The sequence below is a fragment of the Humiphilus diazotrophicus genome (assembly GCF_059726315.1).
The window spans coordinates 4351495-4370498 of record NZ_AP040870.1 but is presented as its reverse complement, the minus strand read 5'-3'; the positions used below and the strand labels follow the sequence as shown (position 1 = coordinate 4370498).

Sequence of the window (19004 nt, the reverse complement as noted above, 5' to 3'; positions counted from 1 at the left end):
GTCCTGTTCCCGCCGGCAATCCGGCTTGCCTGTTGTCGGCCTGTGCGGCTGCACCGGCCAGACCAGTTACTCGGTCAAAATCCTTGCACCGGTTGCCGTTACGGCTACCGTGTGCTCAAAATGGGCGCTCATACTACCGTCTTCGGTTACAGCAGTCCAGCCGTCTTCCAATACCTCAACGCCTGGTTTTCCGGCATTCACCATCGGCTCGATGGCAATCACCATACCTTCGCGTAACTTCAGGCCATGACCACGGCGACCGTAATTCGGCACCTGGGGATCTTCATGCATATGAGTTCCGATTCCATGTCCTACGAAATCGCGAACAATGCTAAACCCTTCTGCTTCAACCACTTCCTGAACAGCTGCGCCGATATCTCCCAGCGTCGCCCCCGGCTTTACTTCCTGGATCGCCCGGTCCAGCGATGCCTTGGTCACATCCAGCAGATGCTGTGTTTTGGGAGCGATCTTATTCCCCACCGGAACTGTGATCGCCGAATCGCCATAGTAGCCATCGATCACTACTCCAAAGTCAAGCGAGACGATATCTCCCTCATGCAAAACGCGTTTTGCCGATGGAATTCCATGAACAACTTCCTTATTCACAGAAGCACACAACACGCATGGATATCCGTGATATCCCTTAAAAGCGGGAATCGCCTTCAATTCCGCTGTCTTTTGTGCGGCTGCCTTTTCCAGGTCTAACGTAGTAATACCCGGCTTTACAACCGTACGTAAATGCTCCAAAACTTCTCGTACTACCGAGCCAGCGCGCCTCATTTTTTCAATCTCTTGAGGCGTCTTAATGACTACTGCCACGGGTTCCTACTTTCTCAACCGCTCTAAAGCGATCTTTATCCCGGCGAATACCTCCGCAACGGGCTGCTCACCATCGACTTCTTCAAACCGCCCTAACGCACGATAGTGTTCTACGACAGGAGCCGTAAGAGCCTCATAGGTGCGCATGCGCTCCTCGAAGACCTTCTCAGTATCGTCCGCACGTTGAGCCAGCTCTGTTCCGTCTACGTCACACCGCATATCCGTACACGGTGGCTGGAAGTAGATGTTATAAATCCGCTGACAGGTAGGACAGTTACGCCGTCCGGTAATACGGCGCAGAAGTTGAGTATACCCAACCCGGATACTCACGGCAACCACTGGCCGGCCACCAGCCTCGGAGGCGAGACGCTCATCCAACCATTTGGCCTGCGCCAGAGTCCGGGGAAAACCGTCGAGTATATAACCTGAAGCGGTGTCGGGCTCGGTTAACCGAGCCGCAACCATTTGATTTACAAGGTCATCGGGGACCAGCTCCCCACGACCCATAATTTCCTTAGCTAACTTGCCAAGCTCTGTGCCCTTCGCAACGTTGCTCCGCAGAAGATCGCCGGTTGAAATCTGCGGAATGCCCCAAGCGGCCACGAGTTCCTTCGCTTGCGTGCCCTTACCTACACCCGGAGCTCCCAGAAGGAGAATAGGACCAGGAATGAACTTTCTGGTATTCCCCAGAGCCTGTCCTGCTGTCGCCGGGGAAACCATTACCACGTTTTCCTTCCACGAATGCGGCCCGATCTCGGCGAAAAGCCTTCATAGTGCCGCATGATTAACTGAGATTCGATCTGATTTACGGTATCCATCGCAACACCTACCACAATCAGCAGTGAAGTACCGCCGAAGTAGAAGTTCACATTGAGTCCGTTCGTGACCCACGATGGAAGCCGTTCAAAGAACGAGCCAACCAGCCAGAGGTGATTCAAATGGAACCCACTCATAAGGAAGGTCGGAACGAGCGAAATCACAATTAAGTAAAGAGCACCGATCAGGGTAATGCGGGTGAGGATGTCGTTCACGAAATCCGCCGTCCGCTTGCCAGGACGAATGCCAGGAATAAAGCCACCATACTTCCGCATGTTGTCCGCAATGTCATCCGGACGGAAGACAATCGAGATGTAGAAGTAGGCGAAGAAAATGATAGACAGCATGTACAGCAGCTCGTACCACGGCTCACCCGGCCTCATGGCATCCATGATCGAGGAGAGGAACGCGCTATTGCGTACAAATGCTGTATTGCCGAAAAGCAATGGAGCCGACAGGATCGAGCTGGCAAAGATAACCGGCATCACACCGCCGGAGTTGACCTTCAACGGCAGGTGCGTCGATTGACCGCCCATCATTCTACGGCCGACGATCCGCTTGGCATATTGGACCGGGATGCGGCGTTCACTACGCTCGACAAATACGATGAAGGCGACCACAGCGACCATGGCGGCAAGCAACAAGACCAGAGCAGGAACCGTAAAGGCTCCCCAGGCGCTGCTCTTGGCTTTTTCAACCAAGTCGGCGATACCGCGCGGCAAACCAACGACAATACCGGCAAAGATCAGCAAGCTCATTCCGTTGCCGATTCCGCGATCGGTAATCTGTTCGCCCAACCACATGATGAATGCCGTACCAGTGGTCAGAGTAAGAACTGTCAATAAAATGAACGATGGTCCGGGATTGAGAACCATCGACTGGCCACCAGAGCCCGCGGAGAGAGTCATAGCAATCGCAAAGGATTGAATTGCGCCCAGGACCACAGTTAGGTAGCGGGTCCACTGGGTGATCTTCCGACGTCCGAGCTCTCCTTCCTTCTGCAGACGAGCAAGAGGCTCATAAACAACGGTCAGCAGCTGGAAGATGATGGATGCCGTGATGTACGGCATGATGCCAAGGGCAAAAATCGTCAGACGGCGAAGGTTGCCGCCCGAAAATAGATCAACCAGCCCCAAGGCCGACCCTTGCTGCTGTTCGAAGAATTGCGCCAGCAGCTTGGCATTAACACCTGGAGTTGGGATATGTGCGCCCAACCGATAGACGGCTAGCAGACCCAGCGTAAACAATACGCGTTTGCGCAGATCTGGAACGCGAAAGATATTGGCCAGCTTTTCAAACATACAATTCGTTTGCTTCCCGTCGGAGCCCCGACGCTACCGTTGGAGCGTTTTAGGTTTCAGTGTAGTCCAGAGATCCAATGAGTATGTGGCCATCCAGTCAGAGAACGGCCACATTTCACTATTTCTCAACGAACCATAGTAAAACCTAAATGCTTTAGCCGATTACTACAGCCTTACCGCCAGCCTTTTCAATCTTTTCCTGAGCGGCCTTAGAGAACTTGTGCGCGTGTACGGTCACTGGAGAGGTTAACTCACCATTGCCGAGAACCTTAATCAGGCCATTGTTCTTCTTGAGGAAGCCGCGCGCAGTAAGCTCTTCTACCGTAAGTTCGGCAACGCCAAGTTCTGCAATGCGATCAAGGTTGAGAACGGTATACTCGGTGCGGAAGATGTTTGTAAAGCCACGCTTTGGCAAGCGACGGTGCAGCGGCATCTGGCCGCCTTCAAAACCACGCATCAGGCTCGAACCGGAACGGGAGCCCTGGCCCTTATGACCGCGGGTTGAGGTCTTACCCATGCCCGAACCCATACCGCGGCCGACACGCTTACGCCCCGAATTCGCCTTCTTCGGAGCTCTTAAATTTGAAAGATTCTTCGCCATTCTATCCTCGCTCAACGCCGTACGGTGGTATTCCGACGACTCGCGTTTGTCCCTATCGGGGTGCAGGTGGCGCTAAGGCCACCGCCTTGATTAGTCTACGATGCGAACCAGGTGAGGAACAGCCTTCACCATGCCGCGAATCGAAGGAGAGTCTTCCCGCTCGACGATCTGATTCAAACGGGTAAAGCCCAGGCCCTTAACGACCTTCTTGTGCTTTACCGGCGTGGCAATCGCCGAACGGTAATACTGAATCCGCAATTTCTTCGCGTTTTCTGCCATGACTAGAGCTCCTCAACCTGCTTGCCACGGATCGAAGCAACCTCGCCCTTGTCGCGCAGTTGGCCGAGGGCATCAAAGGTAGCCTTGATCACGTTGTGCGGATTTGCCGTGCCCAAGCTCTTGGTCAGAACATTCTGAACACCAGCCGAAGTCATAACGGCGCGAACAGCGCCACCGGCGATAACACCGGTACCTTCGGGAGCTGGCTTCAACAGCACATGTCCGGATCCAAAGCGACCCAGCACCTGGTGCGGAATGGTCGTTTCCGTCAGATTTACACGGATAAGATTCTTCTTTGCCGACTCGATGCCCTTACGGATCGCCTGCGGCACTTCCTTCGCCTTGCCGGAACCATAACCAACCACTCCGGCGGCCGAGTCGCCTACCACAACCAGTGCGGCAAACGACATGTTCTTGCCGCCCTTGACCACCTTGGTGACGCGATTAATCGCCACGACCTGGTCCTTCAGGTTGTATTGGCCGGCATCCAATTTTTTCTTGAGTATTGCCATTTGCTTCTTCGTATCCTTCCGGAGGCCGCAGCCCCGATCCTCACTCGAAAAACTCGACCGTTACAGCGGTCTTAGAACTCCAGACCAGCCTCGCGAGCTGCATCCGCCAGAGCCTTAATACGCCCGTGGTAAAGATAGCCACCGCGATCAAAGACAACCTTCTTGATGCCTTGGGCTTGAGCCTTCTCCGCAACCAGTTTGCCGACTTCCTTGGCTGCCGCAACGTTGCCACCGGTCTTCACCTTTGCCGCCAATGACGAAGCGGAAGCCACGGTTACCCCTTTGGAATCGTCAATTACCTGAGCGTAGATATGGTTCAAAGAGCGATATACGTTCAGGCGAGGACGTTCGGTGGTTCCCGTCAGTCTTTCGCGAATGCGAGTGTGAACCCGCTGGCGAATTACATTTCTTTCAATTTGAGAGATCATCGTATTTTCCTATCAGCGGAGCCGCCCTGCGGCCCCGTTCGGTTTACTTAGCGCCGGTCTTACCGACCTTCTTCTTCAAGCGTTCGCTGGAGTAACGGACACCCTTGTTCTTATACGGATCGGGCTTACGCAGTGCACGCATATCTGCGGCGACCTGCCCAACCTTCTGACGATCGATTCCGGTGATCGTCAGGTGAGTCTGCTTCGGATCAATCGCAACTTCGACGCCGGTCGGCAGAGGAAATTCGATCGGGTGCGAGTAGCCCAAAGTAAAGACCACCATACCCTTCCCCTTCAACTCAGCGCGGTATCCGATACCGACGATATCGAGTTCTTTGCTCCATCCCTTGGTCACACCCTCAACAGCATTGGCAACCAGAGCGCGGGTGAGGCCGTGTACTGCGGCATACTTGTCGTCTTCGCGAACAGCCAACAAGTGACCATCCTGCGTTTCCAACTTAATGCCTTCGTGTACTAGTGTCTCAACCTTGCCCTTAGGGCCTTCCACCAGGACTTTGTTGCCGTTGACCGTGTACTTCACGCCCGCGGGAAGCGGAATCGGCTTCTTTCCAATTCGAGACATCTCAAAAATCCTTCAGGGCTTGCGAGTCGCGGTTCCGGAAGAATCTTCCGGATACCGTTCCACTGCAGCCTACGCAGCACTGCTGCGTATCCATCCAAAACTGGTTCGTTCGAGGCTAATCTGCCGAAACTACCAGACTTCGCAGAGAATTTCGCCGCCAACACCTTCACGGCGAGCCTGGCGTCCAGTCATAACACCGCGGGGTGTGGTCAGAATGCTGATTCCCAATCCACCCTGAACCCGCTTGATCTCATCACGGCCGACATACACACGGCAGCCTGGACGGGAAACACGTGACAAGTCGCGAATAGCAGCTTCGTTATTTGCGCCGTATTTCAGATAAACACGAAGAACAGGCTTTCCTTCTTCCTCGGTTGCCTTGTAGTTCGCGATATAGCCCTCTTCCTTCAGAATGCGGGCAATCTCTGTTTTCAACTTTGAGGCCGGAACATCCAGCTTTTGGTGACGCGCGCGGATCGCATTGCGAATACGCGTCAGAAAATCTGCTACCGGATCAGTCAAACTCATTCTGTCTCCTTCATCCCCCGTTCGCTCCCTGTATCCCAGGGAGAACCTGCGGGAATGTTCCTGCGGCAGCTACTCTAGCTGCCGCAATTTCTCTTTTGCCGTCTAGCCGGATTCCTGGTTTTTGCCGGAAAGGGCGCAACCAATTCCAACAGGCTTTTCGGCCTATCTCCAAAAGAACGATTCTACCAGCTCGACTTCACGACGCCGGGAATCTCACCCTTCAGCGCCAGCTGACGGAAGCAGAGACGGCAGATGCCGAACTTGCGCAGATAAGCACGGGGACGTCCGCACAGCTTGCAACGGTTGTGCTTACGGCATTTGAACTTCGGCTTCTTCTCGTCTTTTACTCGCTTTGCAGTTGTTGCCATGTATCCTCTTTAAACCTTATACCGGCCCGTGTCGTTACGCCGTCTGGCGGAAAGGCATGCCGAAGAGGCGCAAGAGAGCTCGCGCCGAATTGTCGTCCTTGGCTGTGGTCACAATGGTGATGTTCATGCCCTTCAGCTTTTCAACCTTGGAGTAATCGATCTCAGGGAAGATCAGCTGATCGCGCAATCCCAATGTGTAGTTGCCGCGGCCGTCGAAGCTCTTGGTCGAAACCCCGCGAAAATCACGAACACGCGGTAATGCCGTCGAAATCAGGCGATCCAAGAACTCGTACATCGTGTCGTGACGAAGTGTCACCATGGCGCCGATAGGCATGCCAGCGCGAACCTTAAAGGCTGCGATTGACTTCTTCGCACGTGTCGTCACCGGCTTTTGACCAGCAACTGCCGCAAGATCTGCAATGAGGGGATCCATCAACTTCGAGTTCTGGGTGGCTTCACCCAATCCCATGTTGATGACGATCTTCTCTAGACGCGGAACCGCCATCGGATTATCAAGACCAAGCTCTTTCTTAAGAGCCTGCTTGACTTCCTTGTGATACTTCTCTCTCAGCCTTGATGCCATTTCTCTATCTACCTTTCTTCCGGTCTCGGGTTGGCATTTGCCGTTTACCGTTACGGAAGGTGCTCAATTGCGCCGATACTGCCAACGCTTACTTCTTCTTCGCCGCCAGGGTCTGGCCGCACTTCTTGCAGACGCGAACCTTGGTGTCGCCTTCGAACTTGTGTCCTACGCGTGTCGGTCCGCAGTTGGGGCAAACCAGCATTACGTTGGAAACCTGAATCGGCGATTCCTGCTCGGCAATACCGCCCTTGGTGTTGCGGCCTTGCTTGGAGCTGACCGTCTTCTTGACGATCCGCACATGCTCGACCAGCAGACGACCCTCGTCGGGCATCACACGCAGCACGCGTCCACGCTTTCCCTTGTCTGCGCCGGTGATGACTTCCACCGTGTCATTGCGCTGAATGTTCAAACTCGCCATAGCTTCTCTCATCTGCCGGTCTTTAACGTACCGGCTACTCTTCAAATCTTGTCGCCAACTTCGAGATTACAGGACCTCGGGAGCTAACGAGACAATCTTCAAAAACTTCTTCTCGCGCAGCTCGCGGGCCACAGGTCCGAAGACGCGGGTACCAACCGGCTCACCTGCATCGTTGATCAGGACGGCGGCATTCTCATCAAAGCGGATATAGGTTCCATCACGACGGCGATACTCTTTGCGCGTACGAACCACTACAGCCTTGACTACCTTGCCCTTCTTGACCTGACCGTCAGGCGAGGCTTCTTTCACTGCTGCCGTAACCACATCCCCCAGCCCGGCCTTCAGACCGCTTGAGCCGCCAAGGGGCAGGATCACTTGTAGCTTGCGTGCACCGGAGTTATCCGCTACCGCGAGCATAGTTCTCATCTGCACTGCCATTTGCTTTTCTCCTTAGCTTACCGGGAAGTAGTTACTCGGCTGCCTTTACTGCTGCTGCTTCTTCGATCTGAGCCAGAGCGGAGCGGCGAACAATCTCTTCCAACTGCCAACGCTTCAGCTTGCTCAACGGACGGGTCTCGCGGATGCGAACCATATCCCCAACACGGGCGGAATTCTGCTCGTCATGGGCATAGAACTTCTTGCTGGTCTTGATAATGCGCTTGTACTTCGGATGAGCCTTGCGCATTTCAACCTCGACCACAATGGTCTTCTGCATCTTGGTTGAAACAACCTGGCCCACCTTTTCATTACGGCGCGACTCAGCTTGTGTATTCTGCACGTTCTCTGTGGCTGCGCTCATTGCTTAGCGAGCCTCCTTCTTCGTCGTCTTCTTCTTGGCGGTCTTCTTGGCAGGCGCCGCCGATTCAGCCTTGGGGGTTTCCCCGTGCAGGCCCAGCTCGCGCTCCCGCGCCACAGTCTTCAGCCGGGCGATGTCCTTCTTGAGGCCGCGCAGCTTTCTGACGCCCTCGTTCTGCCCGAGGCTCATCTGGAAGCGCAGACGAAACAACTGCTCAGCCGCCTGCTGCTCCTGCTGCTTCAGCTCTCCATCGCTCAGGTTGCGAATCTTTTCGAGTTCCATCTTCTATTCTCTCCGGCTATACGCCCATCGAGGCCGCCAGCCCAATCTTTACTTTGCCGCAACAACCTTGACGTCGTGACGCTGTACAAAGCGCGTCTTCAGCGGCAGCTTGTGCGAGGCCAGGCGCATGGCTTCCTGAGCCACATCCGGCGCTACGCCTTCCATCTCAAACAGGATCTTGCCGGGACGAACAACAGCTACCCAGTGATCCAGCGGACCCTTACCGGATCCCATACGAACTTCGGCAGGCTTCTTGGTGATCGGCTTGTCCGGAAAGAGCCGCAACCAGATCTTGCCGCCGCGCTTGATAAAGCGGGTCATTGCGACACGGCTGGCTTCAATCTGCCGGTCCGTAATATAGCCGCACTCCATAACCTTCAGGCCGTAGTCCCCGAACGACAGCTCCGAGCCGCGCCATGCCTTCCCGCGCATTTTGCCCTTTTGCTGTTTACGAAACTTGACCTTCTTTGGCATCAACATAGCGAAATCCTCTAAAAGCAGCTATTAGCTGTTAGCTACTAGCCATTAGCTCGACTTTTGCAACCCTAGCCTTTGCTCTTTTCGTTCAGCCAAGCCTTCCCAACAGCGGATTCAGCTAGTGGCTAAAAGCTAAATGCTAGAAGCTGCTTAAAAAACGGTAGTCCCAACCTGCGGCTGACGACGCCTCTGCTCGTAAATGTCGCCACGGTAGATCCACGTTTTCACGCCGATGACACCGTAGGTGGTCCGAGCTTCAGAGAAGCCGTAGTCGATATCGGCACGAAGCGTATGCAGTGGCAAACGGCCCTGCAGATACCACTCCGAACGCGCGATTTCGTTTCCGTTCAGACGGCCGGAGACGCGAACCTTGATTCCCTTGCAGCCGAAACGAAGAGCGGAATCAACGGCCTTACGCATCGCGCGGCGGAAGCCAACACGCTTCTCGAGCTGCAGAGCGATGTTCTCGCTGACCAGCTGAGCATCCAGCTCTGGCTTGTTAACTTCAAGGATGTCAATAAACACATCGCGGCTGGTGCGCTTCTGGAGCTCGCCCTTCAGCTTCTCAATCTCAGCACCTTTGCGGCCGATGACAATGCCCGGACGCGCAGTGCGGATGATCAAGCGCAGCTTGTTGCCAGGACGCTCGATCTCTACCGAGCTAACGCCGGCAGCCTTCAGCTTGTCCTTCAACTCCTGCTTCAGGTGAACGTCCTCGACCAGCAACTTGTCGTAGTCGCGCTCGACAAACCAGCGAGACCTCCACGGCTTGTTGACGCCGAGCCGGAATCCGTAAGGATGGACTTTCTGTCCCATAATTCTTCCTCTTTAAACCTTCTCTGCTGCGCCGCTTACTTGGCAGCTTGCTTCTTTGCCGGAGCTTTTTTGGCTGCTGTCTTCTTGGCCGCGGGCTTTTTCGCTGCGGTCTTCTTAGCGGCTGTCTTCTTTGCCGGAGCCTTCTTTTTAGCTGGCTCAGCTGCCTCGGGCTCTGCCGTGGTTACCAGGGCTCCGCCATTACGCTCCGCCACCGAGATGATGATGTGCGCGAGACGGCGCTGATAGCGATAAGCGCGGCCCATTGGGGCAGGCCGGATCCGCTTCATGCGCGGGCCTTCGTTGGCGATTGCCTGCTTCACGTATAAGTTGTCAACGTCGACATCCAAGCCCTGTTCTTCACTCAGGTACTTGGCGTTGTCCAACGCCGAAGTCAAAACCTTCTTCACGATCGGCGCCACGCCCTTCTTCGTGAAGGTGACCGTCTCCAGAGCCTCGCCTACGCCGCGGCCCTTGATAAGATCCAGGACCAGCCGTGCCTTCTGCGGGGATACCCGCTGGAATCGCGCTTCGGCCCGGAATTCTCGTGTCTCCTGTTGCATTGGCTTGCCTTCCTAATCCTCTTCTCGAACCGTTTAGCGAGGTTTAGCCGCTGCTTCGGCCTTTGCCGAGTGACCCTTAAACGTGCGGGTTGCGGCAAATTCGCCAAGCTTGTGGCCAACCATGTTTTCAGTCACGTACACCGGGATGAACTTCTTGCCGTTGTGCACCGCAATCGTGTGTCCAACCATCTCCGGGAAAATCGTCGACCGCCGTGACCAGGTTTTAATGACCTTCTTGTCATTGGCCTGGTTCATCGCTTCGATCTTGACCATCAGGTGCCCGTCAATGAAGGGCCCCTTTTTTGTCGAACGTGCCATAAATCCTCAGCTCCTCTACTTCGACCGGCGGTTCACGATGAATGCATCTGTCCGCTTGTTGTTGCGCGTCTTGTAGCCGCGTGTCGGTTGGCCCCAAGGGGTTACCGGATGGCGTCCACCGGAAGTCTTACCTTCACCACCACCGTGCGGGTGATCGACCGGGTTCATCGTTACACCGCGGTTGGTAGGACGAATACCCTTCCAACGATTGCGGCCGGCCTTACCGATCGCTACGTTTTCATGATCCGTATTGCCAACCTGGCCAACAGTCGCCATGCAATCGACAAGGACCTTGCGGGTTTCGCCGCTGGGCAGCTTCAACAGAGCATAATCGCCCTCTTTGGCAACCAGCTGTGCAGAGGCACCAGCCGAGCGCACCATCTGGGCGCCCTTTCCAGGCCGGAGCTCAACATTGTGCACCGTAGTACCGGCAGGGATGTTCTTGAGCGGCAGGGCATTGCCCACCAGGATGTCAGCGTCTGGCCCGCTCATCACCGTCTGGCCAACCTTCAGGCCAATCGGTTGCAGGATGTAACGCTTCTCTCCATCCGCATAGCTAATAAGGGCGATTCGTGCGCTACGGTTGGGATCGTACTCAATCGTAGCCACTTTACCGGGAATCCCGTACTTATCGCGCTTGAAATCAATCAGCCGCAGCTTCTTCTTATGGCCGCCGCCGTGGTGACGGATCGTGATATTACCCGAGCTCCCACGGCCACCAGTGCGCTGCTTTACAACCAGCAGCGGCTTGTACGGACGGTCCGTGGTCAGATCGTCGTTCACCAGCGACGTCTGGAAACGCAGTGTCGGCGTGATCGGTCTGTATGTCTTGATCGGCATCGTCTTCTTCTCAAACTGTGAGCCTTGAGCATTCGCTTCTCGGCCTTCAGCTTCTTCTGTTGCTTCCGAAGAGATCTCTCAGATCGGAAAGCTCTGAATTCTTCGTCCCAACCCCACTCTGGCTATACGAAATAGCAACCAGAGATCTCTACAGGTTGTTCACATACTCCGGCATCTTCTCGCCTGCCTTCAGGCGCACATACGCCTTCTTCCAGTCAGGGCGATAGCCGGAGAACTTGCCGCGACGGCGCTCTTTACCGAAGAAGTTTGCGGTGCGAACACCGGCAACCTTCACCTTGAAGAGAGCCTCAACAGCCTGCTTCACTTCCGTCTTTGTTGCCTCGGCGGCCACTTCGAATACCAGGGTCCCCTCGGTTTCCTTAACGCCCAAGCCCTTTTCGGTAATCAGAGGCCGGCGAATCACGGTATAAAGCGTCGGCATTAGGCCACCTCCGCCTGTGCCAGCTTGCGCTTGGACACGGTCTTCTTCAATGACTCCTGCAGCTTTTCGATCGCGGCCTTCGAGAAGATAGCGCGCTCATAACGGAGCAGGTCATAGGGATGAACTTCGTTGTTCAGAACTAACTCGACATTTGCCAAGTTGCGCGACCCGAGCAATAGAGCCTGACTCAGAGTCTGACCACTCTCCACCAACAGAGTGGTGCGCTTGGCTTCGAGCTTGTCCAGGGCCTGACGGTAAGCCTTGGTCTTGGCTTCCTTCAGTTCCAACGAATCCACCACAGTTAATTTTCCATCGGCCAGCTTGGCAGCAAGTGCGGAGCGCAATGCACCCAACACCTTCTTGCGAGGGAAGGCGTACTCATAGGAGCGGGGCTGCGGTCCGTGAACCGTACCGCCGTGCCTCCACAGAGGCGAGCGAACAGAGCCGATACGCGCACGGCCTGTACCCTTCTGCTTCCACAGTTTCTTGCCTGAACCAGCGACCAGCTTACGGTTCTTCGTGGCATGGGTGCCTTGGCGCAGCGCAGCACGATAGTGCTTCACAGCTTCCCACAGCAGGGCCTCGTTCACTTGATCTGCCGCGAATATTTCATCGGCAAGCTCAAGCGAGCCCACTTTCTGTCCACTCAGATTCAAAACGTCAATGTTTGCCATCGTCTTCTCTTTCGAGCTGCACAGCGCATTGCGCCTATGCCCTCTATCTCATGCGGCCCTCAGGCGCGCTTTCGCCTGGACGGCTCGTCTTACTTCTTCTTGCTGGAAGCCTTCTTCGAAGCCTTCAGCGGGTCAACCGTGCCGGAACCGCCGAATCCACGACGTTCACGTGGCGGCTGCTTCGCCTTGGAGATCAGCACATATCCGTCCTTCGGGCCTGGAACCGCACCTTCTACCATCAGAAGGTTCTCTTCCAGATCGATACCGCGAATCCGAAGATTGCGAACCGTTACCCGATCGACGCCAAAGTGACCAGGCATGCGTTGCCCTGGAAAAACGCGAGACGGGAAAGAAGAAGCACCGATTGAACCCTGAACTTGGAACATGTGGCCGTGAGACTTCGGACCGCCAGCGAAACCGTGGCGACGCACAACACCGGAAAATCCGCGACCTTTGCTGGTTCCAATAATGTCGACCCACTTCTCTTCAGCAAAGATGTCGACCAGAACCTTATCGCCAGCCTTTACACCGTTCGCAGCTTCACCGTCGGCAGCTGGAGCACCGGCTTCTACAGCAACTTCCTTCACCATCTTGACCGGAGGAACGCTGTTCTTGCCAAAGTGTCCAGTCATCGGCTTGTTGACCTTAGAGGCCTTCACAAATTCGACCAAGCCGATCTGAGCTGCGTCGTAGCCATCCTTGGCTGCAGTCTTCAGCTGGGTAATCACGCAAGGACCGGCCTGCAGAACGGTGATGGGGTGAACTTCACCCTTCTCATCGAACACCTGCGTCATGCCGATCTTCTTTCCTAAAATTCCTGTAACTGCCATCTGTCTTTTACTCCCCATCATGCCCAGGAAACGCATGGGCACTGAAGGCTGTTATTTCGTTACTTTTCGAAGGCCTTGATTTCAACATCCACACCGGCGGGAAGATCGAGCTTCATAAGGGCGTCAACGGTCTGCTGTGTCGGCTCCAGAATGTCAATCAAGCGCTTGTGGGTGCGGATCTCAAAGGACTCGCGGGACTTCTTATCGACGTGCGGGGAACGCAGCACGCAATACTTATTCTTCACTGTCGGCAACGGAATCGGGCCAGCAACCTGGGCACCGGTGCGCTTGGCTGTATCGACGATTTCACCCGTCGAGGTATCCAACACACGATAGTCGTAAGCCTTCAGCCGGATTCGAATTCTTTGTCCTACCATTGGCGTCTTCTTGTTCTTTCTTTCGCCGGGAGCTCTCACTCCCGGCGATCGTCAACCTACTTGATGATTTCCGAGATGGTACCGGCACCGACTGTGCGTCCGCCTTCGCGGATTGCAAAGCGCAGGCCCTTCTCCATGGCTACCGGCGTGATCAGCTCAATCAACAGCTGAACGTTATCGCCCGGCATCACCATCTCTGTTCCTTCCGGCAGCTTTGCCACTCCCGTAACGTCTGTCGTACGGAAGTAGAACTGCGGACGGTAGCCGTTGAAGAACGGAGTGTGACGTCCACCCTCTTCCTTCGACAGCACGTAAATCTCGCCCTTGAAGTTCGTGTGCGGCGTAATCGATCCGGTCTTGGCCAGAACCATTCCGCGCTCCACGTCGTCCTTGCCGATGCCGCGCAGCAGCAATCCGGCATTATCTCCTGCCATGCCTTCGTCCAGCTGCTTCTTGAACATCTCAACGCCGGTCACGACCGTCTTGCGGGTGTCACGGAAGCCTACGATCTCTACTTCCTCGCCAACCTTTACCTTGCCGCGCTCGATACGGCCTGTTACCACGGTTCCACGGCCAGAGATCGAGAAGATATCTTCGATCGGCATCAGGAACGGTAGATCCACTGCACGGTCAGGCTGCGGTACGTTCTTGTCGACCGCTTCCATCAACTCGTCGATCTTCGCTTCCCACTGCCCTTCGCCGTTCAAAGCTCCCAGAGCCGAACCACGGATCACCGGCACATCGTCGCCAGGGAACTGGTACTTCGACAGAAGTTCACGTACTTCCATCTCCACCAGATCGATCAACTCAGGATCTTCCACCGCGTCGCACTTGTTCAGGAACACCACGATGTACGGCACACCAACCTGCCGAGCCAGCAGTACGTGCTCCTTGGTCTGTGGCATCGGTCCATCCGTTGCTGCCACCACCAGGATCGCTCCGTCCATCTGTGCGGCTCCCGTGATCATGTTCTTGATGTAGTCTGCGTGTCCCGGGCAGTCTACGTGGGCATAGTGACGATTCGGCGTCTCATATTCCACGTGGGCCGTTGCGATCGTAATTCCGCGCTCCCGCTCTTCCGGCGCATTGTCAATCGAATCAAACGACCGGAATGAATTCTTCGGGTTGTGCTTCGACAGCACCTTCGTGATCGCTGCCGTCAACGTCGTCTTCCCGTGGTCAATGTGCCCGATCGTTCCCACGTTTACGTGGGGCTTTGACCGATCAAATTTCTCCTTCGCCATCTCGTCCCTCTCAGAATTCTCGTTACTGCTAACTCGGTTACATTGCGGGGCGCATCAGGCGCCCCGTACAGTGCAAAACTTTACTTGCCTTGATTGCGGCCAATAATCTCGTCGGCTACCGACCGAGGCGCTTCCTCGTAGCGAGAGAAGTGCATCGAGTAAGTCGCACGGCCCTGAGTCGAAGAGCGCATCTGCGTGGCATAACCAAACATTTCGCTCAACGGGACAGTGGACTTGATAACCTGAGTTCCGGCACGATGCTCCATACCTTCGATCCGGCCACGGCGGGAGTTCAAGTCGCCAATGATGGTGCCCATGAACTCTTCCGGCACAACCACTTCGACCGACATTACCGGCTCTAGAAGTACGGGGCTAGCTTTCTTGGCTGCTTCTTTGAAGGCCATCGAACCCGCAATCTTAAATGCCATTTCGTTCGAGTCGACTTCGTGGTAGCTACCGTCAAAAAGAGTCGCCTTGATATCGACCATTTCGTAACCCGCAAGAACACCGCCCTGCATGGCTTCGCGAATCCCCTGATCGATAGGCTTGATGTACTCCCTGGGAACCACACCACCCTTAATATCGTTGACGAACTCGTAACCCTTACCTGCTTCGTTCGGCTCCAGGCGGATTTTGCAATGCCCGTAGTTACCGGAACCACCAGTCTGACGAATGTATTTACCTTCCGCTTCGGAATTCTTGCGGATAGTCTCGCGATAAGCCACCTGCGGCTTACCAACATTCGCTTCAACCTTATATTCACGCATCATGCGGTCGACGATGATCTCCAGGTGAAGCTCACCCATACCGCTAATGATCGTTTGGCCGGAATCAGGATCAGTGTGAACACGGAAGGTAGGATCCTCCTGCGCCAATTTAGACAGGGCCAAGCCCATCTTTTCCTGATCACTCTTGGTCTTAGGTTCTACAGCAACATCGATAACAGGCGCCGGGAACTCAATCGACTCCAGAACAACGGGAGCCTTTTCGGTGCAGATCGTGTCACCAGTGACCAAGGTCTTCAGACCGACGCAAGCACAGATATCGCCAGCATAGATCTCACTGATCTCTTCACGCTTGTTGGCATGCATCTTCAACAAACGACCGATACGCTCACTCTTACCCGTACGAGGGTTGTAAACCGTATCGCCCTGCTTCAGAACACCCGAATACACGCGGATAAAGATCAACTGACCCACGAAAGGATCGGTCATAATCTTGAAACCCAGCGCGCAGAAGGGCTCGTTATCGTCAGCCTTGCGAACGATTTTTTCTTCCATATTGTCAGGATTGGAACCCTGAAGCGGAGGAATATCCACGGGGCTAGGCAGATAATCGACTACTGCATCCAACAAGGTCTGAACACCCTTGTTTTTGAAGGCCGTACCACAGAGCACCGGGAAAAGCTTCATCCCGATTACCGAACGACGTAGCGCAGCACGCAGCTCATCGGCATTCGGAGTCTCACCTTCCAGGAACTTAGCGAGCATCTCGTCGTCCGACTCGGCAACCGATTCAACCAACTGCATACGGAAAGCTTCCGCCTTCTTCTGCAGATCCGCAGGAATCGGCTCGACATCATACTTGGCGCCCATCGTTTCGTCATGCCAGAGAATCGCGCGCATCTCAATGAGGTCGACAACCCCCTTGAAATTCGCTTCCTGGCCAATCGGAATCTGCACTGCCACAGGCTTAGCATTCAAGCGCTTGCGGATGGTATCCACCGCATGCTCGAAATCGGCACCCATCTTGTCCATCTTGTTGATGAAGCAAATACGGGGAACCGAGTACTTATCAGCCTGACGCCAAACAGTTTCAGATTGAGGCTCAACTCCGTGCACAGCATCGAAACACGCCACAGCACCATCGAGCACACGCAGCGAGCGCTCGACTTCCGCCGTGAAATCAACGTGACCCGGAGTGTCAATGATGTTGATACGGATATCGCGCCAGGAACAGGTGGTAGCAGCAGAGGTAATAGTGATACCGCGCTCCTGCTCCTGCTCCATCCAGTCCATCGTTGCAGTGCCTTCATGCACTTCACCGATGCGATGGGTAATGCCCGTATAGAAAAGAATGCGCTCCGTCGTGGTCGTCTTTCCGGCGTCGATATGCGCCATGATTCCGATGTTCCGGCAACGATTCAGAGGTACTGTGCGAGGCACGTTTTCTTCTCTCTTGCAGACTTCCGCCTGCGGCTACTTACTGTTCATCACACCTGCCCAAGGTTCAGGGCAGAACTCTATTCAAGAATTCCCAGATTCCGCAGTTAAAGGGGAACCAAGACAACTCTTACCAGCGATAGTGCGCAAAAGCCTTGTTGGCTTCAGCCATACGATGAACGTCTTCCTTCTTTTTCATCGCAGCGCCACGGCCATTGGCCGCATCCAGCAATTCGTTGGTCAACTTCTCAATCATGCCCTTCTCACCACGCGCACGGCCATAGTTCACGAGCCAGCGAATAGCAAGAGAGGTGCGGCGCTCAGGATTAACTTCAATCGGCACCTGATAGTTCGCGCCACCAACACGGCGAGTCTTAACTTCCAGTAAAGGCTTGCAGTTCTCTACAGCCTTCTTGAAGAGCTTCAGCGCTTCATCCCCGCCCTTCTGTTCGAGGTTCTTCATCGCCTCGTAGAAGATGCCCTGCGCTGTCGACTTCTTTCCGCCCCACATCATGGAGTTGACGAACTTTGTCACCAGCGTCGAGCTGTAAACCGGGTCGGGAGCAACCTCCCGCTTTGCGATATGTCCTTTTCTCGGCATAGTTCCTTAATCCTGTTCCGTAACTACTTCGCTGCGCTCTTAGCGCGCTTCGCCCCATACCGCGAACGGCCCTGCTTGCGGTTCGCCACGCCAACCGCATCCAGCGTGCCGCGGACCACGTGATAACGCACTCCAGGCAAATCTTTCACACGGCCTCCGCGGATAAGCACAATGGAGTGCTCCTGCAGATTGTGGCCAATGCCGGGAATATACGTCGTCACTTCAATACCGTTGGTCAAACGCACACGCGCGACCTTCCGCAGTGCGGAGTTCGGCTTCTTCGGCGTCTGCGTATATACACGAGTGCAAACCCCGCGACGCTGCGGCGAACCCTGCAATGCAGGTGAGGCCGTCTTGTAACGCGATGCCGTACGGCCCTTCCTCACAAGCTGACTGAATGTAGGCAAACCTGACTCCTTACCAGCACAAACAAATCTCTAAAATCTTCTACACACACACGAAACAACAGAAGATCCAAGCAGCGCGCAACACTTCACGCCCTACAACGGGACACAAAGCCGCGCAAGCTTCTTCTTTCCTGCTTCGCGTCTGTCCTGCTTCCACTACCAGACGAGAATCACGACGGTGACCGCACGTTCCTGCGTTCAGGCTTTCGCCTGCCAGGGAGTCAGTTCCGTTTCGTGCTTCCGGCCTGCATAGCCTTCCAAGGTAGAAGGTGTCGCAGGCACCGATGCGATGTCCTCCGCCAAGCGCGAGTGCTAGCTAGAGGTACCTGGGATATAGGCTAACATTTCCCAGCTCCGCAGGCCTTATCACATAATCACTCAGGCACCAATTTCCGGTGCTCACCTGCGGTTGTAACGCCTCTCAACAACACACACGACGAGAGGCATACTCGCGGAACCTTCTAAGAGTAACAAGCTGGGGCCTAAGGGTCAACGGGAAGGCCGGAAAATCTGGTAAAAATTTCTATTCGTCACCGGAAAGCGCATCAGAGTCGCCTTTCGCAGCTCTCCCGCCACTCTACTTCCCCCGGTGAGCCACCAAATACGGCTTTATCCGCTCGTAAACGTCCCCAGGAAGGATCCCTTCCAGTTTAAGGGCATATTTGTTTGCATAGGGACGAAATCTCACAATTCGGCACGCCCAGACACGACTTATTCCCGGAACCTTCATCAGATCGGCAACAGAAGCCTGGTTGATATCGACTGTGCTGATCTTTGGCTTTGCAGCTTGTGCCTTCTGCTCCGGAGTGAACCACCAGGAGAGGTCCTGGCCCATAACAGAGGGAGTCCCGCAGCAGATAGCTCCAAGACAAAAGACGAGTCCCAACCGCGTGCTCCATCCCGGCTCAAACATTTCCCAGGATTGTCTCACTCTTCTTTTCA

General features: G+C 55.0%; 29 protein-coding genes. All 29 read right to left on the bottom strand.

The features are described from left to right. Positions 1-66: 66 nt before the first annotated feature. Positions 67-819, bottom strand: coding sequence for a type I methionyl aminopeptidase (map, locus tag AC6I7T_RS18560; RefSeq protein ID WP_497788944.1), 753 nt, complete (start codon positions 817-819; stop codon positions 67-69). A 6-nt stretch (positions 820-825) separates the two neighbouring features. Further along, complete coding sequence (locus AC6I7T_RS18555) at positions 826-1539, bottom strand: adenylate kinase (RefSeq protein ID WP_497788943.1); 714 nt, start codon at positions 1537-1539, stop codon at positions 826-828. Further along, positions 1539-2936, bottom strand: coding sequence for a preprotein translocase subunit SecY (gene secY, locus AC6I7T_RS18550; RefSeq protein WP_497788941.1), 1398 nt, complete (start codon positions 2934-2936; stop codon positions 1539-1541). Before secY ends, AC6I7T_RS18555 begins: the two co-directional genes overlap by 1 nt. A gap of 154 nt (positions 2937-3090) precedes the next feature. Then, the gene (gene rplO, locus AC6I7T_RS18545; RefSeq protein WP_497788940.1) at positions 3091-3537 is read right to left on the bottom strand and encodes a 50S ribosomal protein L15; all 447 of its coding nucleotides are present in this window, start codon (positions 3535-3537) and stop codon (positions 3091-3093) included. Positions 3538-3627: 90 nt separating this feature from the next. Continuing rightward, positions 3628-3816, bottom strand: a complete 189-nt coding sequence (gene rpmD, locus AC6I7T_RS18540) for a 50S ribosomal protein L30 (protein ID WP_497788939.1) — start codon at positions 3814-3816, stop codon at positions 3628-3630. A 2-nt stretch (positions 3817-3818) separates the two neighbouring features. Next, positions 3819-4328 (bottom strand): 30S ribosomal protein S5, encoded by a 510-nt coding sequence (rpsE, locus tag AC6I7T_RS18535; RefSeq protein WP_497788937.1) that lies wholly within the window; start codon positions 4326-4328, stop codon positions 3819-3821. Positions 4329-4399: 71 nt separating this feature from the next. After that, positions 4400-4756, bottom strand: coding sequence for a 50S ribosomal protein L18 (gene rplR, locus AC6I7T_RS18530; protein ID WP_497788936.1), 357 nt, complete (start codon positions 4754-4756; stop codon positions 4400-4402). A gap of 43 nt (positions 4757-4799) precedes the next feature. Then, the gene (gene rplF / locus AC6I7T_RS18525; protein ID WP_497788934.1) at positions 4800-5339 is read right to left on the bottom strand and encodes a 50S ribosomal protein L6; all 540 of its coding nucleotides are present in this window, start codon (positions 5337-5339) and stop codon (positions 4800-4802) included. Positions 5340-5468: 129 nt separating this feature from the next. Further along, on the bottom strand, positions 5469-5867 hold the full coding sequence (rpsH, locus tag AC6I7T_RS18520; RefSeq protein ID WP_497788933.1) for a 30S ribosomal protein S8: 399 nt from the start codon (positions 5865-5867) through the stop codon (positions 5469-5471). 182 nt (positions 5868-6049) lie between these two features. Further along, entirely contained in the window at positions 6050-6235 is a 186-nt protein-coding gene (locus AC6I7T_RS18515; protein WP_497788931.1) for a type Z 30S ribosomal protein S14, read from the bottom strand. 34 nt (positions 6236-6269) lie between these two features. Then, the gene (rplE, locus tag AC6I7T_RS18510; RefSeq protein ID WP_497788930.1) at positions 6270-6818 is read right to left on the bottom strand and encodes a 50S ribosomal protein L5; all 549 of its coding nucleotides are present in this window, start codon (positions 6816-6818) and stop codon (positions 6270-6272) included. Positions 6819-6906: 88 nt separating this feature from the next. Further along, positions 6907-7236 (bottom strand): 50S ribosomal protein L24, encoded by a 330-nt coding sequence (rplX, locus tag AC6I7T_RS18505; RefSeq protein WP_497788928.1) that lies wholly within the window; start codon positions 7234-7236, stop codon positions 6907-6909. Between the two features lie 66 nt (positions 7237-7302). Further along, a complete protein-coding gene (rplN, locus tag AC6I7T_RS18500; RefSeq protein WP_497788927.1) occupies positions 7303-7674 on the bottom strand; it encodes a 50S ribosomal protein L14 in 372 nt (123 codons plus the stop codon). Positions 7675-7705: 31 nt separating this feature from the next. Next, positions 7706-8035 (bottom strand): 30S ribosomal protein S17, encoded by a 330-nt coding sequence (rpsQ, locus tag AC6I7T_RS18495; RefSeq protein ID WP_497788925.1) that lies wholly within the window; start codon positions 8033-8035, stop codon positions 7706-7708. Between the two features lie 3 nt (positions 8036-8038). Further along, the gene (rpmC, locus tag AC6I7T_RS18490) at positions 8039-8314 is read right to left on the bottom strand and encodes a 50S ribosomal protein L29 (RefSeq protein WP_497788924.1); all 276 of its coding nucleotides are present in this window, start codon (positions 8312-8314) and stop codon (positions 8039-8041) included. 48 nt (positions 8315-8362) lie between these two features. Then, positions 8363-8794, bottom strand: a complete 432-nt coding sequence (gene rplP, locus AC6I7T_RS18485; RefSeq protein ID WP_497788922.1) for a 50S ribosomal protein L16 — start codon at positions 8792-8794, stop codon at positions 8363-8365. A 147-nt stretch (positions 8795-8941) separates the two neighbouring features. Then, positions 8942-9607 (bottom strand): 30S ribosomal protein S3, encoded by a 666-nt coding sequence (rpsC, locus tag AC6I7T_RS18480; RefSeq protein ID WP_497788921.1) that lies wholly within the window; start codon positions 9605-9607, stop codon positions 8942-8944. A gap of 35 nt (positions 9608-9642) precedes the next feature. Next, complete coding sequence (gene rplV, locus AC6I7T_RS18475) at positions 9643-10167, bottom strand: 50S ribosomal protein L22 (RefSeq protein ID WP_497788919.1); 525 nt, start codon at positions 10165-10167, stop codon at positions 9643-9645. A 33-nt stretch (positions 10168-10200) separates the two neighbouring features. Continuing rightward, complete coding sequence (gene rpsS / locus AC6I7T_RS18470; RefSeq protein WP_497788918.1) at positions 10201-10485, bottom strand: 30S ribosomal protein S19; 285 nt, start codon at positions 10483-10485, stop codon at positions 10201-10203. Positions 10486-10500: 15 nt separating this feature from the next. After that, positions 10501-11325 (bottom strand): 50S ribosomal protein L2, encoded by an 825-nt coding sequence (rplB, locus tag AC6I7T_RS18465; protein WP_497788916.1) that lies wholly within the window; start codon positions 11323-11325, stop codon positions 10501-10503. A gap of 148 nt (positions 11326-11473) precedes the next feature. Further along, positions 11474-11767, bottom strand: a complete 294-nt coding sequence (locus AC6I7T_RS18460; RefSeq protein ID WP_497788914.1) for a 50S ribosomal protein L23 — start codon at positions 11765-11767, stop codon at positions 11474-11476. Next, a complete protein-coding gene (gene rplD, locus AC6I7T_RS18455) occupies positions 11767-12441 on the bottom strand; it encodes a 50S ribosomal protein L4 (RefSeq protein WP_497788913.1) in 675 nt (224 codons plus the stop codon). The genes AC6I7T_RS18460 and rplD overlap by 1 nt, the downstream gene beginning before the upstream one ends. 89 nt (positions 12442-12530) lie before the next feature. Continuing rightward, positions 12531-13271 carry a 50S ribosomal protein L3 gene (rplC, locus tag AC6I7T_RS18450; protein ID WP_497788912.1) on the bottom strand — a complete coding sequence of 247 codons (741 nt, stop codon included), beginning with the start codon at positions 13269-13271 and terminating at the stop codon, positions 12531-12533. 59 nt (positions 13272-13330) lie between these two features. Further along, complete coding sequence (gene rpsJ / locus AC6I7T_RS18445) at positions 13331-13648, bottom strand: 30S ribosomal protein S10 (RefSeq protein ID WP_497788911.1); 318 nt, start codon at positions 13646-13648, stop codon at positions 13331-13333. A gap of 56 nt (positions 13649-13704) precedes the next feature. Further along, positions 13705-14892 (bottom strand): elongation factor Tu, encoded by a 1188-nt coding sequence (tuf, locus tag AC6I7T_RS18440; RefSeq protein WP_497788909.1) that lies wholly within the window; start codon positions 14890-14892, stop codon positions 13705-13707. Between the two features lie 80 nt (positions 14893-14972). Continuing rightward, complete coding sequence (gene fusA / locus AC6I7T_RS18435; protein WP_497788908.1) at positions 14973-17057, bottom strand: elongation factor G; 2085 nt, start codon at positions 17055-17057, stop codon at positions 14973-14975. Positions 17058-17184: 127 nt separating this feature from the next. Next, positions 17185-17655 carry a 30S ribosomal protein S7 gene (gene rpsG, locus AC6I7T_RS18430; RefSeq protein ID WP_497788906.1) on the bottom strand — a complete coding sequence of 157 codons (471 nt, stop codon included), beginning with the start codon at positions 17653-17655 and terminating at the stop codon, positions 17185-17187. A gap of 23 nt (positions 17656-17678) precedes the next feature. Beyond that, positions 17679-18062 carry a 30S ribosomal protein S12 gene (gene rpsL, locus AC6I7T_RS18425; RefSeq protein WP_497788905.1) on the bottom strand — a complete coding sequence of 128 codons (384 nt, stop codon included), beginning with the start codon at positions 18060-18062 and terminating at the stop codon, positions 17679-17681. A gap of 577 nt (positions 18063-18639) precedes the next feature. After that, a complete protein-coding gene (locus tag AC6I7T_RS18420; RefSeq protein ID WP_497788903.1) occupies positions 18640-18993 on the bottom strand; it encodes a ComEA family DNA-binding protein in 354 nt (117 codons plus the stop codon). Positions 18994-19004: the final 11 nt, after the last annotated feature.

Coding starts and splice junctions, on each gene's coding strand:
- rplP (WP_497788922.1), bottom strand. CDS start 8,794: ATGTTGATGCCAAAGAAGGTCAAGTTTCGTAAACAGCAAAAGGGCAAA.
- rplD (WP_497788913.1), bottom strand. CDS start 12,441: ATGGCAAACATTGACGTTTTGAATCTGAGTGGACAGAAAGTGGGCTCG.
- rpsH (WP_497788933.1), bottom strand. CDS start 5,867: ATGAGTTTGACTGATCCGGTAGCAGATTTTCTGACGCGTATTCGCAAT.
- rplR (WP_497788936.1), bottom strand. CDS start 4,756: ATGATCTCTCAAATTGAAAGAAATGTAATTCGCCAGCGGGTTCACACT.
- rplN (WP_497788927.1), bottom strand. CDS start 7,674: ATGGCAGTGCAGATGAGAACTATGCTCGCGGTAGCGGATAACTCCGGT.
- tuf (WP_497788909.1), bottom strand. CDS start 14,892: ATGGCGAAGGAGAAATTTGATCGGTCAAAGCCCCACGTAAACGTGGGA.
- rplF (WP_497788934.1), bottom strand. CDS start 5,339: ATGTCTCGAATTGGAAAGAAGCCGATTCCGCTTCCCGCGGGCGTGAAG.
- rpsE (WP_497788937.1), bottom strand. CDS start 4,328: ATGGCAATACTCAAGAAAAAATTGGATGCCGGCCAATACAACCTGAAG.
- rpsC (WP_497788921.1), bottom strand. CDS start 9,607: ATGGGACAGAAAGTCCATCCTTACGGATTCCGGCTCGGCGTCAACAAG.
- rplE (WP_497788930.1), bottom strand. CDS start 6,818: ATGGCATCAAGGCTGAGAGAGAAGTATCACAAGGAAGTCAAGCAGGCT.
- rplB (WP_497788916.1), bottom strand. CDS start 11,325: ATGCCGATCAAGACATACAGACCGATCACGCCGACACTGCGTTTCCAG.
- AC6I7T_RS18515 (WP_497788931.1), bottom strand. CDS start 6,235: ATGGCAACAACTGCAAAGCGAGTAAAAGACGAGAAGAAGCCGAAGTTC.
- AC6I7T_RS18555 (WP_497788943.1), bottom strand. CDS start 1,539: ATGGTTTCCCCGGCGACAGCAGGACAGGCTCTGGGGAATACCAGAAAG.
- rpsQ (WP_497788925.1), bottom strand. CDS start 8,035: ATGAGCGCAGCCACAGAGAACGTGCAGAATACACAAGCTGAGTCGCGC.
- rplC (WP_497788912.1), bottom strand. CDS start 13,271: ATGGCAGTTACAGGAATTTTAGGAAAGAAGATCGGCATGACGCAGGTG.
- AC6I7T_RS18460 (WP_497788914.1), bottom strand. CDS start 11,767: ATGCCGACGCTTTATACCGTGATTCGCCGGCCTCTGATTACCGAAAAG.
- rpsS (WP_497788918.1), bottom strand. CDS start 10,485: ATGGCACGTTCGACAAAAAAGGGGCCCTTCATTGACGGGCACCTGATG.
- rplO (WP_497788940.1), bottom strand. CDS start 3,537: ATGGCGAAGAATCTTTCAAATTTAAGAGCTCCGAAGAAGGCGAATTCG.
- rpsG (WP_497788906.1), bottom strand. CDS start 17,655: ATGCCGAGAAAAGGACATATCGCAAAGCGGGAGGTTGCTCCCGACCCG.
- rpsJ (WP_497788911.1), bottom strand. CDS start 13,648: ATGGTAGGACAAAGAATTCGAATCCGGCTGAAGGCTTACGACTATCGT.
- rpmC (WP_497788924.1), bottom strand. CDS start 8,314: ATGGAACTCGAAAAGATTCGCAACCTGAGCGATGGAGAGCTGAAGCAG.
- secY (WP_497788941.1), bottom strand. CDS start 2,936: ATGTTTGAAAAGCTGGCCAATATCTTTCGCGTTCCAGATCTGCGCAAA.
- rplX (WP_497788928.1), bottom strand. CDS start 7,236: ATGGCGAGTTTGAACATTCAGCGCAATGACACGGTGGAAGTCATCACC.
- rplV (WP_497788919.1), bottom strand. CDS start 10,167: ATGCAACAGGAGACACGAGAATTCCGGGCCGAAGCGCGATTCCAGCGG.
- rpmD (WP_497788939.1), bottom strand. CDS start 3,816: ATGGCAGAAAACGCGAAGAAATTGCGGATTCAGTATTACCGTTCGGCG.